Source organism: Paraburkholderia lebeckiae (genome assembly GCF_050436325.1).
Lineage (GTDB): Bacteria > Pseudomonadota > Gammaproteobacteria > Burkholderiales > Burkholderiaceae > Paraburkholderia > Paraburkholderia tuberum.
In genome coordinates this window covers 1,732,187-1,747,668 of sequence record NZ_JBNDLZ010000003.1, presented here as the reverse complement: position 1 = coordinate 1,747,668, position 15,482 = coordinate 1,732,187, and the positions used below count along the sequence as shown (strand labels likewise).

Annotated in this window: 14 protein-coding genes; 2 read left to right on the top strand and 12 right to left on the bottom strand. The window is 64.6% G+C overall.

Features of this window, described 5'->3' with window-relative positions:
• Window positions 1–225: 225 nt before the first annotated feature.
• The 6 genes from OKW44_RS25910 to OKW44_RS25885 form a co-directional block, all read right to left on the bottom strand.
• A complete protein-coding gene (locus OKW44_RS25910; protein ID WP_018419236.1) occupies window positions 226–681 on the bottom strand; it encodes a YchJ family protein in 456 nt (151 codons plus the stop codon).
• A gap of 7 nt (window positions 682–688) precedes the next feature.
• On the bottom strand, window positions 689–1,819 hold the full coding sequence (locus OKW44_RS25905; RefSeq protein WP_018419237.1) for an acyl-CoA dehydrogenase family protein: 1,131 nt from the start codon (window positions 1,817–1,819) through the stop codon (window positions 689–691).
• Window positions 1,820–1,852: 33 nt separating this feature from the next.
• A complete protein-coding gene (locus OKW44_RS25900; RefSeq protein ID WP_018419238.1) occupies window positions 1,853–2,530 on the bottom strand; it encodes an SDR family oxidoreductase in 678 nt (225 codons plus the stop codon).
• A gap of 28 nt (window positions 2,531–2,558) precedes the next feature.
• The gene (locus OKW44_RS25895) at window positions 2,559–3,767 is read right to left on the bottom strand and encodes an acetyl-CoA C-acetyltransferase (protein ID WP_018419239.1); all 1,209 of its coding nucleotides are present in this window, start codon (window positions 3,765–3,767) and stop codon (window positions 2,559–2,561) included.
• A gap of 70 nt (window positions 3,768–3,837) precedes the next feature.
• Window positions 3,838–5,655, bottom strand: a complete 1,818-nt coding sequence (aceK, locus tag OKW44_RS25890; protein WP_018419240.1) for a bifunctional isocitrate dehydrogenase kinase/phosphatase — start codon at window positions 5,653–5,655, stop codon at window positions 3,838–3,840.
• A gap of 39 nt (window positions 5,656–5,694) precedes the next feature.
• A complete protein-coding gene (locus tag OKW44_RS25885) occupies window positions 5,695–6,099 on the bottom strand; it encodes a MerR family transcriptional regulator (protein ID WP_018419241.1) in 405 nt (134 codons plus the stop codon).
• A 158-nt stretch (window positions 6,100–6,257) separates the two neighbouring features.
• Here OKW44_RS25885 and OKW44_RS25880 point away from each other — a divergent pair, with 158 nt between their 5' ends.
• On the top strand, window positions 6,258–7,331 hold the full coding sequence (locus tag OKW44_RS25880) for an MBL fold metallo-hydrolase (RefSeq protein WP_018419242.1): 1,074 nt from the start codon (window positions 6,258–6,260) through the stop codon (window positions 7,329–7,331).
• A 359-nt stretch (window positions 7,332–7,690) separates the two neighbouring features.
• On the opposite strand, the gene OKW44_RS25875 is transcribed toward OKW44_RS25880, so the two are convergent.
• The 6 genes from OKW44_RS25875 to argS all read right to left on the bottom strand — a co-directional run bounded on the left by OKW44_RS25875 (window position 7,691) and on the right by argS (window position 14,658).
• Window positions 7,691–9,277: an ABC transporter substrate-binding protein gene (locus OKW44_RS25875; protein WP_018419243.1), complete on the bottom strand. Its 1,587-nt coding sequence runs from the start codon at window positions 9,275–9,277 to the stop codon at window positions 7,691–7,693.
• Between the two features lie 281 nt (window positions 9,278–9,558).
• Window positions 9,559–10,377, bottom strand: coding sequence for a helical backbone metal receptor (locus OKW44_RS25870; protein ID WP_018419244.1), 819 nt, complete (start codon window positions 10,375–10,377; stop codon window positions 9,559–9,561).
• Window positions 10,378–10,380: 3 nt separating this feature from the next.
• Window positions 10,381–11,154, bottom strand: a complete 774-nt coding sequence (locus OKW44_RS25865) for an SDR family oxidoreductase (protein WP_018419245.1) — start codon at window positions 11,152–11,154, stop codon at window positions 10,381–10,383.
• 15 nt (window positions 11,155–11,169) lie between these two features.
• Entirely contained in the window at window positions 11,170–11,808 is a 639-nt protein-coding gene (locus tag OKW44_RS25860; protein WP_018419246.1) for a thiol:disulfide interchange protein DsbA/DsbL, read from the bottom strand.
• A gap of 176 nt (window positions 11,809–11,984) precedes the next feature.
• Entirely contained in the window at window positions 11,985–12,788 is an 804-nt protein-coding gene (locus tag OKW44_RS25855) for an SPOR domain-containing protein (protein ID WP_035470531.1), read from the bottom strand.
• 79 nt (window positions 12,789–12,867) lie between these two features.
• Window positions 12,868–14,658 (bottom strand): arginine--tRNA ligase, encoded by a 1,791-nt coding sequence (gene argS, locus OKW44_RS25850; RefSeq protein WP_018419248.1) that lies wholly within the window; start codon window positions 14,656–14,658, stop codon window positions 12,868–12,870.
• Window positions 14,659–15,120: 462 nt separating this feature from the next.
• Between argS and OKW44_RS25845 the strand changes: the two genes are divergently transcribed.
• A complete protein-coding gene (locus OKW44_RS25845; RefSeq protein ID WP_018419249.1) occupies window positions 15,121–15,447 on the top strand; it encodes a DUF1840 domain-containing protein in 327 nt (108 codons plus the stop codon).
• Window positions 15,448–15,482 lie beyond the last annotated feature (35 nt).

The window sequence follows — 15,482 nt, the reverse complement described above, 5'->3', positions numbered from 1 at the left end:
AGGCTTCAAAGCCTTGCCGGGCAAGGGCCGGGGATATGTGGCGGGAAGCGATGAGTAAAGGTCGTGTAAGTGCTGTGGTGCGAGGCCAACGAAGAAGCCCACGTGAAAGGAACGAAAAGAGGCCTGTGCACAGGCCTTTTATAAAGTTTGTCGAGAGCGAGTGAAAGGCACGAGAAAGCTTCGGCGCGGAATGCAGCGATTACTTAATCGTCGCGTGCTCTTCATTTACTCATTGACGTCGCCATCGACATAACGCCAGCGGCCATCATCGCCGCGCACGAATCGACTCGATTCATGCAACCGATAAGCACGTCCCCCCACTTTGTAGCGGGCGATGAATTCGACGGTCGCGTGATCGGCATCGCTTTCGGCGAAGCCTTTAATCTGCAATCCGAGCCAACGGGGCGCGTCGGGCGCGGTGGGATCGACGTCGAGATCGGCGGGGCAGGTGCGGGAGTCCCACGTCGCGCGCAGGTAGTCGGTTGCACCGAGCACGTACGCGCTATAGCGCGAGCGCATCAGTTCGAGCGCGCGCGGCGCCGCTTCGCCGTCGTCGATATAGCGGCCGCAGCATTGCGCGAAACGCGGGGCTTTGGTCGCGGTGCCCCCGCGTGCGTCGGGCGCCGCGCCGCCGCACGGACAGTCGACAGGTCTTTGCTGTGACAACAATGGCTTGTTCATTGAAATTTCAATTGAGCGCGCGAGCGATCAGGATCTTCTGGATGTCGCTCGTGCCTTCGTAGATCTGGCACACGCGCACGTCGCGGTAAATCCGCTCGACCGGGAAGTCACTCAGATAACCGTAACCGCCGTGAATTTGCAGGGCGGCCGAGCAGATGCGCTCGGCCGCTTCGGAGGCGAACAGTTTTGCCATCGCGGCTTCGGTCAGACACGGCTGGCCCGCGTCCTTCAGCGACGCCGCATGCCAGATCAATTGACGCGCGGCTTCGAGTTGGGTCGCCATCTCGGCAAGACGGAACTGCACCGCCTGGTGCGAGAACAGCGGCGTGCCGAAGCTCTCGCGTTCTTTTGCGTAAGTCAGCGCCGCCTCGAACGCGGCGCGTGCCATGCCGACGCTTTGCGCAGCGATGCCGATGCGCCCGCCTTCGAGACCCGACAGCGCGATCCGGTAGCCTTCGCCTTCCGCGCCGATCAGGTTCGCGGCCGGCACGCGGCAATCCTCGAACACGATCTGCGCGGTATCCGACGAATGCTGGCCGAGCTTGTCTTCGACGCGCGCGACCACGTAGCCCGGCGTGCCGGTGGGCACGACGAACGCGCTGATGCCGCGCTTGCCAGCGGCCTTGTCGGTGACGGCCATCACGATCGCGACGTCGCCGTTCTTGCCGCTCGTGATGAACTGTTTGACGCCGTTCAGCACGTACGCGTCGCCGTCGCGTGTCGCGGTGGTGCGCAGCGCCGACGCATCCGAGCCCGCTTGCGGCTCGGTCAGACAGAATGCGCCGAGCATCTCGCCGCGCGCGAGCGGCGTCAACCAGTCGCGCTTCTGCGCGTCGTTGCCATAAGCGAGCAGAATGCTGCACACGGGGCAGTTGTTCACCGAGATCGCGGTCGACGTGCCGCCGTCGCCGGCCGCGATTTCTTCGAGGATCAACGCGAGCGCGAGAGCGTCCATGCCGGCGCCGCCATACGCTTCGGGCACCAGCACGCCATAAGCACCGAGCTCGGCGAGCTGCCGGTGCACGTCGCGCGGAAAGCTGCGCTCGCGGTCCCATTGCGCCGCGTACGGCGTGATCGCTTCGCGCACGAAGGTGCGCAGCGCGTCGCGCACCATCAAGTGATCCTGATCAAGCACCATGAGCGTGTCTCCGGTCCCATGCAACGTAGTTGTCTACCAGTCGAGCTGCGTGCCGTCGTGCTGAAAGAAGCGGCCGTGGAACGCGTCGCGCGATGCCGCCGCCTGCGCCAGCACCTCGCGCATGCCTGCGACGCTGTGCGCCGGATCGAGCGCGGCCTGCGCGCCGCCCATGTCGGTGCGCACCCAGCCCGGATGCAGCGACACGCAGGTTGCGCGCTGCGCGTCGAGAGACGCGAGTTTCAGCACGTCGTTCAACGCAGCCTTGCTCGCGCGATATAGCCAGCCGGTCGTGCCGCTTGCGTCGGCGATGCTGCCCATGCGACTCGAAATCACTGCGAGCACGCCGTCCGTTTCCTCGACGAGCGGCAGCAGGATTGGCAGCAGCTGCATCGGACCGCGCACGTTCGTGTGCATCACGTGATCGAAGTCCTCGGCGGTGATCGTTTCGATGCCTTCGGTGCGCGGACCGTACACGCCCGACACCAGGATCGCGGCATCGAGCCGTTCGCCGTCGAGCTTCCAGCCGAGCGCCGCGATGTCTTCGGGCGCGGTGACGTCGAGCGCGAAGGTTTCGGCGCCGAGTTCGTTGAGCGCGTCGAGCGCGGCGCCGTCGCGCGCGGTCGCGAGCACGCGCCAGCCGCTCTTTCTGTACTGCCGGACGAATTCCTGGCCGATGCCTCGCGATGCACCGACGATCAACACTGTTTTCATCGTATTCCTCGAAGTTTTGGTGGCTGCGTCAGATCAGTTCGACACCCATCGCGGTCGCCTCGCCGCCGCCGATACACAGCGTCGCGACACCGCGCTTCAGCCCGCGATTCTTCAGCGCGCCGATCAGCGTGACGAGAATGCGCGCGCCCGAGGCGCCGATCGGATGGCCTAACGCGCACGCGCCGCCGTTCACGTTGACCTTGTTGTGCGGTAAATCGTGCTCTTTCATCGCGGCCATCGTGACGACCGCGAACGCCTCGTTGATCTCGTACAGATCGACTTCGCCGGCGCGCCAGCCGTTCCTCCCAAGCAGCTTGCGGATCGCGCCGACCGGCGCGGTGGTGAACTTCGCGGGCGCCTGCGCGAACGTCGAATGACCGACGACGCGCGCGAGCGGCGCCACGCCGAGCCGTTTCGCGGTCGACTCGCGCATCATCACGAGCGCGGCCGCGCCGTCCGAGATCGACGACGAGTTCGCCGCCGTCACGGTGCCGGTCTTGCTGAACGCGGGTTTCAACGTGGGTATCTTGTCGAGATTGGCCTTGAACGGCTGCTCGTCGCGCGCGATCGTGACGTCGCCGTTGCGGGCCGCTACGGTGACCGGCGCGATTTCCCAGTCGAACGAGCCGTCCTCGTTCGCGCGCTTTGCGCGGTTCAACGACTCGACCGCGAACGCATCCTGCGCCTCGCGCGTGAAGTCGAACGACGCCGCGCATTCCTCGGCGAACGCGCCCATCAGACGGCCTTTGTCGTAGGCGTCTTCGAGGCCGTCGTAGAACATGTGGTCGAGCACCTGGCCGTGGCCCATGCGCATGCCGCCGCGCGCTTTCGGCAGCAGATAGGGCGCGTTCGTCATGCTCTCCATGCCGCCCGCGACGATCACGTCGAGCGAACCTGCGGCTAGCATGTCGTGCGCGAACATCGCCGCCCGCATGCCGGAGCCGCACATCTTGTTGACCGTCGTGCAGCCAGTGGCGAGCGGCAGACCCGCGCCGAGCGCGGCCTGGCGCGCGGGCGCCTGGCCGAGGCCGGCGGGCAGCACGCAACCCATCACCGCTTCGTCGATCTGCTCGGGCTTCAGCCCCGCTCGTTCTACTGCCGCCTTGATCGCGACCGCGCCGAGTTGTGGCGCGCTCAGCGACGCGAAGTCGCCCTGAAAGCCGGCCATCGGCGTACGCGCCGCGCTGACGATCACGATCGGATCGGCGTGAATACCACTTTGATTTGCGTCACTCATGGTTCAGCTCCTTTCATAGCTTGGATGGCTACCGCCGCGCGTTGCCTGCTGCGAACCCTCGTGGGATTCATCAAGCCACGCGCACATCTGGCTCGTTCGCCTGCGCATCGGTTGCTTCGGCGAACCGCTCCGGATAGCGCACGCAAAAGCGCACGCTCCGGTCGTACGGGAAAAAATCGGGCAGATCGCCCTTCAACAGAAAATCTTTGTATCGCTGCCACAGCTCGGGCTCGAAGAAATCCGCGTGATGCCGCATGAACGAGCGCCGCACGCGTGGATCGCCGAGCAGGAACGTGCCGTAAGTCTCCGGGAAAATATCGTGCGGACCGACCGCATACCACGGCTCGTCCGACATTTCGTCTTCCTCGTTGCGCGGCGCCGGCACCGCACGCACGTTGCAGTCGGTCAGGTATTCGATCTCGTCGTAGTCGTAGAACACGACGCGGCCATGTCGCGTGACACCGAAGTTCTTGTACAGCAAGTCGCCGGGGAAGATATTCGCCTGGATCAGCTCCTTCACCGCGTTGCCGTATTCGTTGATGCCGTGCTCGACGTCGTCGTCGTTGCCGTTCTGCAGGAACAGATTGAGCGGCACCATGCGTCGCTCGATGTACAGATGGCGAATCACGAGGTTGTCGCCGTCGTACTCGATCAGCGACGGCACTTCCTTTTCGAGTTCGCGCAACAGCGTTTCGTCGAGCCGCGCGAGCGGCAGCGCGACGCTCGAATATTCGAGCGTGTCGGCCATCCGGCCGAGCCGGTCATGACGTTTGACGAGCAGATACTTCTGCTGGATCTGCGCGCGCGTGGTTTCCTTCGGCGGCGGAAAGTTGTCCTTGATCAGCTTGAACACATAGGGGAACGACGGCAACGTGAACACCAGCATCACGAGCCCCTTGATGCCGGGCGCGACGATGAAGCGGTCGCTCGAATGCTTCAGGTGATGCAGCAGATCGCGATAGAACAGATTCTTGCCCTGCTTCTGCAGACCCACCGACGTATAGATTTCCGCCTTCGGCTTGCCCGGCATGATCGTGCGCAGAAACTCGACATACGCGGACGGCACTTCCATGTCGACCAGAAAATACGAGTGCGAGAAGCTGAAGATGATCAGCAACTGCTCGCGCTTGAGCAGCACGGTGTCGAGCGCGAGCAGGCCCGGTTTCACGTGACGCAGCGGCACCGCGAACGGCAGCAGCGCTTCGCCGTTGATGATGCGCCCGACGACATATGCAGCCTTGTTGCGATAAAACAGCGACGACAACACGTGAATCTGGAAGTTCGGCGCTTCGTCGAACACGCCGAACGCTTCGCGAATCGACTGCATCACGCAGGCGACGTCGCGCGTCAGATCCTCGAACGGCGGATCGAGCTGGAAGTTCGTGACGACCCGTTCGAGCGTTGTGGCAAGTCCATCAGTACCGGGGTAATACGCGCGGTAGGTCGGCTTCGCGGCCGGTTCGTCGTTCTCGATGTATTCGGTCGAGATCGCCGGGCGCACGAAAATGAAATCGTTGTTGAAGTACGAGCGGTGCAGAATCTTGCAGGAAACCGAATTAAAGAAGGTTTCCGCGCATTCCGGCTGACGGTGCGTGGTCAGGAGGCCGATGTAGTGCAGCTTGATCTGCTGCCACACTTCGCCGTCGATGTTCTCCGCGTCGTACTCGTCTTCGAGCAACTGCACGCATTCCTGCACGCGATCGTCGTACGACGTGATGCGGTCTCGCGCGAGCTTTTGCAGGCCGTGCCAGTCGCCGGCTTCGAACAGCGTCTTCGCGTGGATCGCCGCGTCGCGAAAGATCCGGTAGTGACGGTCGAACCCTTCGAGCATCGTCTGCGCGACGTCGAAACCGATTTGCGACGATAACAGTTTGGGGAAGTGATTCATCACGCGCGCTCCGCAAACGCCGGTCAGAGTCAGGCCGCTTCAGGCAGGCTTGGCGTCGTGCCTCGCGCCATCGAGCAGCGCGCGCGCCTGCGCTTCGTACTGCGCGAGATCTTCGAGCGTGGCGTCGAGATCTTCGCGCTGACGTTCGAGCACTTCGCGATGACGCGCGACCGTGGCGAGAAATGCGTGCAGTTGCGGCACGGTGTCGGTCGGCGATTCGTAGGCGTCCAGGAGGTCGCGAATCTCCGATAGCGTAAAGCCAAGCCGCTTGCCGCGCAGCGTGAGCTTCAGACGCGTGCGGTCGCGGCCCGAATAGACGCGCCGCAAGCCGCTCGAACCCTCGCGACTCGGTGCGAGTAAACCCTGATCTTCGTAGAAACGGATCGCGCGTGGCGTGACGTCGAATTCGCGCGCGAGCTCGGTGATCGTGTATTGCGTATTCATCGGGACATCTCGTAGCCGCTTGGCCGGCACAAAACCGGATTGGACGATAGAATCGACGTTTACGTTATCGTCAACCTGAGCGGAAAGCAACCACAACCAGGCCGACCGGCATCGCACACCTCGCCATGCCGGAGGGTCGTCGGAGGAAGACAGTCCCCATGAATGCACTCGAACACCAGCTCGAATACCCCTTCAACGACACGATGCCCGACGCGGGCCGCACGATGGAAGTTGCGCCCGGCGTCCTTTGGCTGCGCATGCCGCTGCCATTCGCGCTCGACCATATCAACCTGTGGCTGCTGCGCGATGAGATCGACGGCCAGCAAGGCTGGACCGTGGTCGATTGCGGCATCACGTCGGACACGATCAAGGCGAATTGGGAGAGCGTGTTCGAATCGGTGCTCGACGGCCTGCCGGTGCTGCGCGTGATCGTCACGCATTGCCATCCGGATCACATCGGCCTCGCGCATTGGGTGTGCGGCGGTGGCGATAAAAAGCGTTGGGACGCGCGGCTGTGGATGACGCTCGGCGAATACATGCAGGCGCGCGTGATGGCAACCGGCGATGGGTCTAACGCGGGTGGCGAGGCGGCGGCGCGGCACTTCGCGCGGCACGGTCTGACCGACGCCGAATCGCTCGAGAAACTGCGCAATCGCAATAGCTACTACGCGAGCCTCGTGCCGGCGATTCCGGGGCAATACCGTCGTTTGCGCGAAGCCGAGGACGTGAGGATTGGCGGCAGGACGTGGCGCGTGGTGACGGGCTTCGGCCACTCGCCGGAACACTGTGCGCTGCACTGCGCGGAAACCCGCACGCTGATTTCCGGCGATATGGTGCTGCCGCGCATTTCGACCAACGTGTCGGTGTTCGATATCGAGCCCGAGGGTTCGCCGCTCGAACTGTATCTGGAGTCGCTCGGCCGCTACGAAACGATGCCTGAAGACACGCTCGTGCTGCCGTCGCATGGCAAGCCGTTTCGCGGCGCGCGCACGCGCATTCAGCAACTGCGCGAGCATCACGACGCGCGGCTCGCCGAAGTGCGCGAAGCATGCGCGGAAAAGCCGCGCAGCGCCGCCGATATCGTGCTGTTGATGTTCAAGCGCCAGCTCGATATCCATCAGATGACATTCGCGATGGGTGAGGCGCTCGCGCATTTGCATCTGCTGTGGCGCGCGGGGGATTTGAAGCGGACGCAGGATGCGGATGGGGTGATTCGGTTTGCGGCGGTGTGATCTCGGCCGTTGGCTGCGGGCGTAGAAACGAGGACGAATAGGTCCGCGCTACGCGGAGGCACTGAGCGGCGCAACGATGCCAGGCGTCCTTTCGTGCGAACTACTTCAACGGCAAGTCAGAGGCAGCGTCGCGTAGTTGCTGGGCTCGCCGGTTGTTGAGTTCGCTTTGCAAGCAACTATCAGCTTCTTGCCTGAGGAAAATCGCATTAGGAATCGGTCTGGCGAGAAGGCCCGAGATCACGTCGAAAAAGGGTTACGCAGTGTCAGATGCAGTCAGCCAATTCACGCGTTGAATAAAAAAGCCCGGTTCAAAAACCGGGCTTTCTTGCAGGGCCGCCTGCGCTAACCGCAGTGCAAAATCACTGCACCACCACCGCCCCGAAATTCTGCCGACCAAACGGACTCACGTGATACCCGCTCACGTTCGTGCGCGTGATCGCGGCAGCGGTCGGATAGCCGAGCGGAATCCACAGCGCTTCGTCGTGGATGATCTGCTGCGCGGCTTCATACGCTTTGGTGCGCTTGGCGATATCGGCCGTGGCCTTGCCGTCGGCGATCAGCTTGTCGAGATCCTGATTACAGAAGCGCGCGAAGTTGATGCCCGACTTAACCGCGTTGCAACTGAAGAGCGGCGACAGATAGTTGTCCGGATCGCCGTTGTCGCCGGCCCAGCCCATGAACAGCGTGTCATGCTGACCCTGCTTCGCCTGCTTGATCAGCTCGCCCCATTCGATCACCTTTACGTCCGCCTTCACGCCGATCTTCGCGAAGTCGGCCTGCAGGAGTTCGGCACCGGCCTTCGGATTGGGATTGAGCACGCTGCCATTCGGACGCACCCAGATCGTCGTTTCAAAACCGTTCGGATAGCCCGCGTCGGCGAGCAGCTTCTTCGCCTTCGCCGGGTCGTACGGCCAGCCCTTGATCGAGTGGTTGTAGCTCCACGTATTCGGCGGAAACGGGTTCACGGCCGGCGTCGCGGTGTTGTCGAACACGGTCTTCAGATATGTCGTGCGGTCGAACGCCATGTTCAGCGCGGCGCGCACCTTCTGGTTTTCAAGTGGCTTCTGCTGCGTGTTCAGCGCGACGAAGGCCGTCATGAACGCGGGCGTCTGCACGATCGCGAGCGACTTGTCGTTCTTCGCGTCGGCGAGATCCTGCGGCTTCGGCGACAGCGCGATCTCGCATTCGCCAGCCTTCACCTTCTGCGCGCGTACGGTCGCGTCGGGCGTGATCGCGTAAATCAGGCGCTCGATCTTCGGCTTCGGCCCCCAGTAGGTTGGGTTCGCGTCATAACGGATCACCGCGTCTTTCGTATAGCTCTTCAGCACGAACGGGCCGGTGCCGATCGGCTTCGCATTCAGATCGACCTGCTTGCCGGCCTTCAGCAACTGGTCCGCGTACTCGGCCGAATAGATCGACGCGAAGCCCATCGTCAGGATCGGCACGAACGTCGCGTTCGGCTCGTTCAGCTCGAACTTGACCGTGTCGTCGTCGACCTTGGTAATCGACTTGATCAGCTTCGGCAGCCCCATCGATTGCGCATGCGGGAAGCCGCTCGCGCCCGCCACCTTGTGCCACGGATTGCTGTCGTTGAGCATGCGGTCGAACGTGAAGATCACGTCGTCGGCATTCAGCGCGCGGGTGGGCTTGAAGTAGTCGGTGGTTTGGAACTGCACGTTGGGGCGCAGGTGGAACGTGTACGTCAGGCCGTCGGGGCTCACTTCCCACTTGTCGGCGAGCGCGGGCACGACCTTCTTCGCGGCTTCGTCGAACGACACCAGCGAGTTGAAGATCACGTCGGCCGATGCATTCGTCGTGACGAGCGAATTGAACTGCACGACGTCGAAGCCGTCGGGGCTCGATTCGGTACAGACGGTCAACGGTTTGGCGAGCACGAGCGCGGGCGCGGTGAGCAGGATGGCGGCTGCGAGCAGTTTGAAGCGCATGGGATCTCCGGTAACGAGCGCAGTCAGGCAGTGCGTCTGGTTGTGTTTATGGCGGCGACGCGTGAGCGGGCAGGTCAGCGGTCCCGACGCGCGCGTCGCCACGATTGTGATACGTTCCCGGCGCCGTCGTACAGGTCGGGCGATCCCGGCCTGAGGCCTGGGGGCCGGCCTTCGAGGCCTGGCCGGCGGCGCGCCTTCGCGCAAGCTTATCGAAGGGCCATTTTGGCGACAACACTTTAATCGACATATCCATATGGGGGCGGCGCGCCCGTGCTGCCGCCTCAGGCTGCGGCGGCCTGACGCAGCAGGTAGCCGATGCCACTTATTGCGCGCACGCCGTACCACGACGTCATTTCCCCGTCGATCAGATCGATGCGCTTGCCGGCGAGGCGCGGATCGCGCGCGAGCGCATCGCGATGCGCGGCCGTGAAACGGTACGGCTCGCTCGACAGCAGCACGCGCTCGACCTGCGCGAGCCACGGCGCGTCGTCGAAGTCGAGCGTGGGGTAACGCGCGGCGCCCGCGCTGCCGCCGCGCACGTCGGGCAGCGTATGCCAGTTCACGAGGCGCAGCATCGCGGCGATGTACGTGTCGCGTGCGACGCTCATCCACGGTTCGCGCCAGATCAGGTACAGCACGCTCTGCGCGGCGAAGGCGTGAGCGGCGGCTTCGCGCAGACGCGCTTCGAGCGAGTTGCTCAAGCGCCGCGCTTCTTCTTCACGTCCGAAGATCGCGCCGAGCAGCGCGAACAGCGCGAGGTTGTCGCGCGGCGTCTGCGGATGGGTGACGACGATGTGCGGCACGAACGCGCGCAGTTGCTCGACGGTGTCGCGTTCGTTCTCGTCGACATTGACGATCAGATGGGTGGGGCGCAGCGCGCGGATCGCGTCCAGTTTGACGGCCTTCGTGCCGCCGACCTTCGGCACCGCCCGGACCTTGTCGCGCGGATGCACGCAAAAGCCGGTGCGCCCGACGATCTGCCGCTCGAGGCCGAGCGCGAACAGCGTTTCGGTGAGGCTCGGCACCAGCGACACGATGCGCGCGTCGGTGCCCGCGGATTCGTGCGCGACGCCGGCTGCATCGACGACACGGGACTGCATAGCTTACTCGGTGGCGGCGCGCGGCTTGCGCGGCGCGCGTTCGAACACGCGGTCGTAGAGCCAGCGCGGCAGCACATGCAGCAGCATCGCGGCCACGCGCATCTGCCACGGAAACACCGCGAACGATGTCTGCCGTTCGATCGCCCGCGCGACCTTCGCCGCGAAACGGTCGGCGTCCATCAGGAACGGCATGTTGTACGGATTGTGCTCGGTCATCGGCGTGCGGATATAGCCAGGCGCGATCGTGACGACCCCGACGCCGAACGGCCGCATCTCGACGCGCAACGCCTCGAGATACTTCAGGGCCGCCGATTTCGACGCGCTGTACGCGCCCGAACCGGGCAAGCCGCGCACGCCCGCGAGGCTCGCAATGCCGACCAGCGTGCCGCGCTTCGATGCGGCCATCGCGGCGGCAAATGGCTCGAACGTCGCGACCATGCCGAAGTAATTGATGTCCATCACCTCGCGGAACGTGCGCAGATCGCCGTGACCCGCCAGCGCGCCGCGGCTGATCCCGGCGTTGGCGATCACGACGTCCGGCAGGCCGTGCGCGGCGATGAAGCGCGCGGCCGCATCGGCGAGCGCTTCCGCGTCGCGCACGTCGACTGCATAGATCGAGACGGTGTTCTGGGGATGGGACCGCTGGAACGCGGCGAGCGCGTCGCCGCGGCGGGCGACGAGGCCGAGAATCGCGCCGCGCCGTGCGTATTCGCCGGCGAGCGCGAGGCCGATGCCGCTCGAAGCGCCGGTAATGAAAACCTTCAGCGGAGAGGTCATACCGGCGCCTCGTGATTACATCTTCTTGGCGCGGACTTGTGAGACGAGGTAGTCGAGCACCTGGATCGTGCCCGGCAGGGTACCCGTCGCGGCCGGGCCGGTTTCATACTTGCCCTGCACCGCGAGCGTGGGCACGCCATCGATCTTGTAGTCGTCGAGCAGCTTCTTGTCCTTCTGCAGCGCGCTTTGCGTCGAGAACGAGTTGTACGCTTCCATGTACTTCTTCGGATCGACGCCGAGCGTCGCGAGGTATTTGCTCTGGTCTTCCGGCGTCAGCAGATAGTTCTTGTTGACGTGGATTTCGTTGAACACCTTCGGCGTCAGTTCGTTCGCGACGCCAAGCGCGTCGAGCGCGTGGTACATCTTCGAGTGCGGGATGAAGTCGTCGCGGAAGGCGACCGGCACGCGGCGGAACACGACGTCCGGGCCCTGCTTCTTGACCCAGGCTTCGAGGAACGGGTCGAATTCATTGCAATGCGGGCAGCCGTACCAGAAGAATTCGGTGACTTCGATCTTGCCGGCCGGCACGTCGGTCGGTTGCGGCGAGGCCAGCACGGTGTAGTCCTTGCCGGCAACCGGCGCGGTCGGCGACGCATGCGCGCTGGCCCCGATCAGGCCCAGCGAGAGAAACAGGATGCTCAGCAGCTTTTTCATGTTGTGTAGACCTAGATAAGGCGGTAGCGCGGCGACGCCATGCGAAAGGCCCGTCGCCGCTGGTCGGATTCGGTGTGGCCGCCCGCCACAATACAGGTCGAAGCGGCCATCGTGCTTGTGACCCGCGCGCCGCGCGGATAGTTCGACGCACCGCGCGAGCCGGCATTACCGTTTATTTATTGTTTGGTGAAGCGGATCACCGCGGTATCGACACCCGCGTCCGACAGACGCTGACGGCTCGAATTCATGTCCTCGAACTTCGAGAACGGCCCGATGCGCACGCGGTAGTACGTGACGCCGCCGGCATCGCGCTGGGTGACCTTCGATTCGAAGCCCTGGAACGCGAGGCGCGCGCGTTGCTGTTCGGCATCGGCGGCGGTCTTGTACGCGCCGACCTGCAGGAAATAGCCGGTGTTCGCCTCGCCCGGTGCCGGAGCGGCAGCCGAGCCCGGCTTGGCGTTGGCGGCCGTGGTCGCGTTCGGGCTCTTAGGCGCGGAGCCTGCCGCGGTGGCGGCGGGCGCGCTCGACGTCTGCGGCTTCTTCGCCGGCGCCGGCGCGACGATGCCGCCGGTGCCGTTCTCTTGCGCGGGATTCGGCGCGACCGCCGTGCCGTTGTTATTTGCGTTGCCAGTCGACGGCGGCACTTCGACGATCTGCGGTTCTTCGAGCATGCCCGACTGGGTCTGGGCGTTGGTCTGGCCCGGCGCGGTGTTCGGCGGAGCCGGTTGCGCGGCCTGCGGCACCGGCTGGCCCGGCGTCTTGCCCTGCAGCGGACGGTTCGGATCGTATTGCGCCTGGCTCGCACCGTTGTCGGTCGCCGCTGGCGGCGCGACCTTCGACACGAACGGCGTAGGTGCACGGGTGATATACAGCGCCACCACTACCGCGATCGCCAGGCCGACGATCAGGCCCAGCACGATGCCGAGAAAAGTGCCCCCGGTTTGCTTCGATTGCTTTGTTGTGCGGCGTGGTTTTGCCATCGTACGAATCACCTGCAAAAAGAATCCAGGAACGGCCGCCGATTATAACGACGGCCGCGCGCATATTACGCTAGAGGAGTTACATCTTGACGGGAGCGGAGACGCCGATCGTCGCGAGACCGTTGGCCAGCACCTGGCGCGTGGCCGCGAGCAGCGCGACGCGAGCGTTGCGTTCGGCCGCATCGTCGACCAGCACGCGCTCGGCACGGTCATTGTAGAACGAGTGAAATTCGCCGGCGAGTTCGCGCAAGTAGAAGGCCACCGCGTGCGGCGCGAGTTCGTCGGCGGCGTGCTGCAGCATGTCCGGGAATTCGGCGAGCTTGTTGAGCAGCGCCATCGAGCGCTCGCTTGTCAGCGGCGCGAGCTCCACGCTTGCGAGCGCGTTCTCGTCCAGGCCGTAGCGCGCGTTGCACTCGGCGATCACCGAGCAGATGCGCGCGTGCGCATACTGCACGTAGTGCACCGGATTCTCGTCGTTCTGCTTCAGCGCGAGGTCGATGTCGAACACGAACTCGGTGTCCGCCTTGCGCGAGATCAGGAAAAAGCGCACTGCGTCGCGGCCGCGGCGAATGGTTTCCTCGTCGATCAGATCGACGGCCGCTTCCGAGCCCGGCGTCGCGCCGCCTGACCATTCGATCAGGTCGCGCACCGTCACGTAGCTGCCCGCGCGCTTCGAGATCTTCACCTCTTCGCCGTTGCGCATGACCGTGACCATCTTGTGCAGGATGTAGTCGGGGTAGCCCTTCGGAATGCCGATGCCGAGACCCTGCAGACCTGCGCGCACACGCGCGATCGTGCCGTGGTGATCCGAGCCCTGCACGTTGATGACCTTGGTGAAGCCGCGCTCCCACTTCGCGACGTGATAGGCGACGTCCGGCACGAAGTACGTGTAGGTGCCGTCGGTCTTGCGCATCACGCGGTCTTTGTCGTCGCCGTCGTCGGTGGTGCGCAGCCACAGCGCACCTTCCTGCTCGTAGGTCTTGCCCGCGGCGATCAGCGCGTCGACCGTTTTCTCGACGCGGCCTTCCGTGTACAGCGACGATTCCAGGTAGTACTGGTCGAACTTCACGCCGAACGCCTGCAGGTCCATGTCCTGCTCGCGACGCAGATACGTGACCGCGAAGCGGCGGATCGCCTCGAGGTCATCGACGTCGCGCGCGCCGGTGACGGGCTCGCCGTCGCTCGCCGCGACCGTGATGCCGTCCAGATAGTCTTTCGCGATGTCGGCGATGTACTCGCCGTTATAGGCCGACGCGGGCCAGCCTTCGTCGCCGGGGGCGAGGCCGCGTGCGCGTGCCTGGGTCGACAGGGCGAGCGTGTGGATCTGCACGCCGGCGTCGTTGTAGTAGAACTCGCGGTGCACGTCCCAGCCCTGCGACGCGAGCACGTTCGCGAGCGCGTCGCCGAGCGCGGCCTGGCGGCCGTGGCCGACGTGCAGCGGGCCGGTGGGGTTGGCGGACACGAACTCGATCAGCACGTGCTTGCCGGCGTCGCGCCGCGAGCGACCGTACGCGTCTTTCTCGGCGAACACCGCGGCGATCACGCCTTGCTTGGCTGCGGCCGTGAGCCGCAGGTTGATGAAGCCGGGGCCCGCCACTTCGGCGGTGTCGATCAGGCCTTTGGCCTGCGGATTGACGAGCAGTGCATCGACGATCTGTTGCGCGAGCTGGCGCGGATTGGCGCGCAGCGGCTTGGCGAGCTGCATCGCGACATTGCACGCGACGTCGCCGTGCGCGGCGACTTTCGGGCGCTCCAGCGCGATGGCGGGCGAGACGAAGGCGGCTTCCGTCGCGCCTTGGGTGGCAGTTGCGACCTGCTTCACCGTCTCGGCGAGCAGTGTTTCGAGTGTGTGTTTATGTGCGGGCAGCATGCTTGTTGCGAGTCCAGTGAGGCAATCCGGTAAGGCGGAAGAGGCGCCGGCCGAGGCCGATGTCGCAAGTGTAGAACGCCGCCGCGCTTTGCGGCGCTGATGGCCCCGCTGCCGGCAGACTGTCCCCCAGGCGATGCGACGAGACGCAACGCAAGCAGCGCAACGCGGTGGGCTCCGCTCGGCGGCCCGCCGGCACGCAGGCTCGCGCGGCATGCGGATTGCGGCCGATGGTTCGACGCCCCCGCCTGCACACGTGCGCGATGCTCGTCGAGCCTTGCCATACGTGGCGCTGGGCGGCGCGCTTTTCCGTTCAGACGGATTTTAGCAGGTGCTAATATGTTCAATGAGTTGCCCACGAGGGGCTGTGGCCGCCGCGCCTTGCCGGCGCCACGTCAGGCGCGCGCTGTTGCCGCCCTTGGGACGCTCATGCGTTAGCCCGACATAACGAAAAAGGGAACAGTCATGCTGATTACTTTCAAGTGCCACGCCTGCCCGGACGTGATGATGCTGGAGAATCTGGCGCAGTATCTGGTCGGCATTGTCGGCAAACGCCTTGGGCAGAGGGGCGTCATTACTCACGACGAACTGGGCCCGGCCATCGAGAAGCTCGAAGCGGCGATCACCTCCGACAAGCAGGAGCGCGCCGAGCACGAGGGCCACTTCCACGAGGGCGAAGACGGCCGCGATCGTCACGAGATTCCGCCCGGTCTCGCGCAGCGCGCGTATCCGTTCCTCGACATGCTGCGCGCGGCGCAGAAGGAAAATGCGGATATCGTCTGGGGGCTTTGATTTCTGCTGGGCCCCGAGCGCCGCGGCCCGGTCTC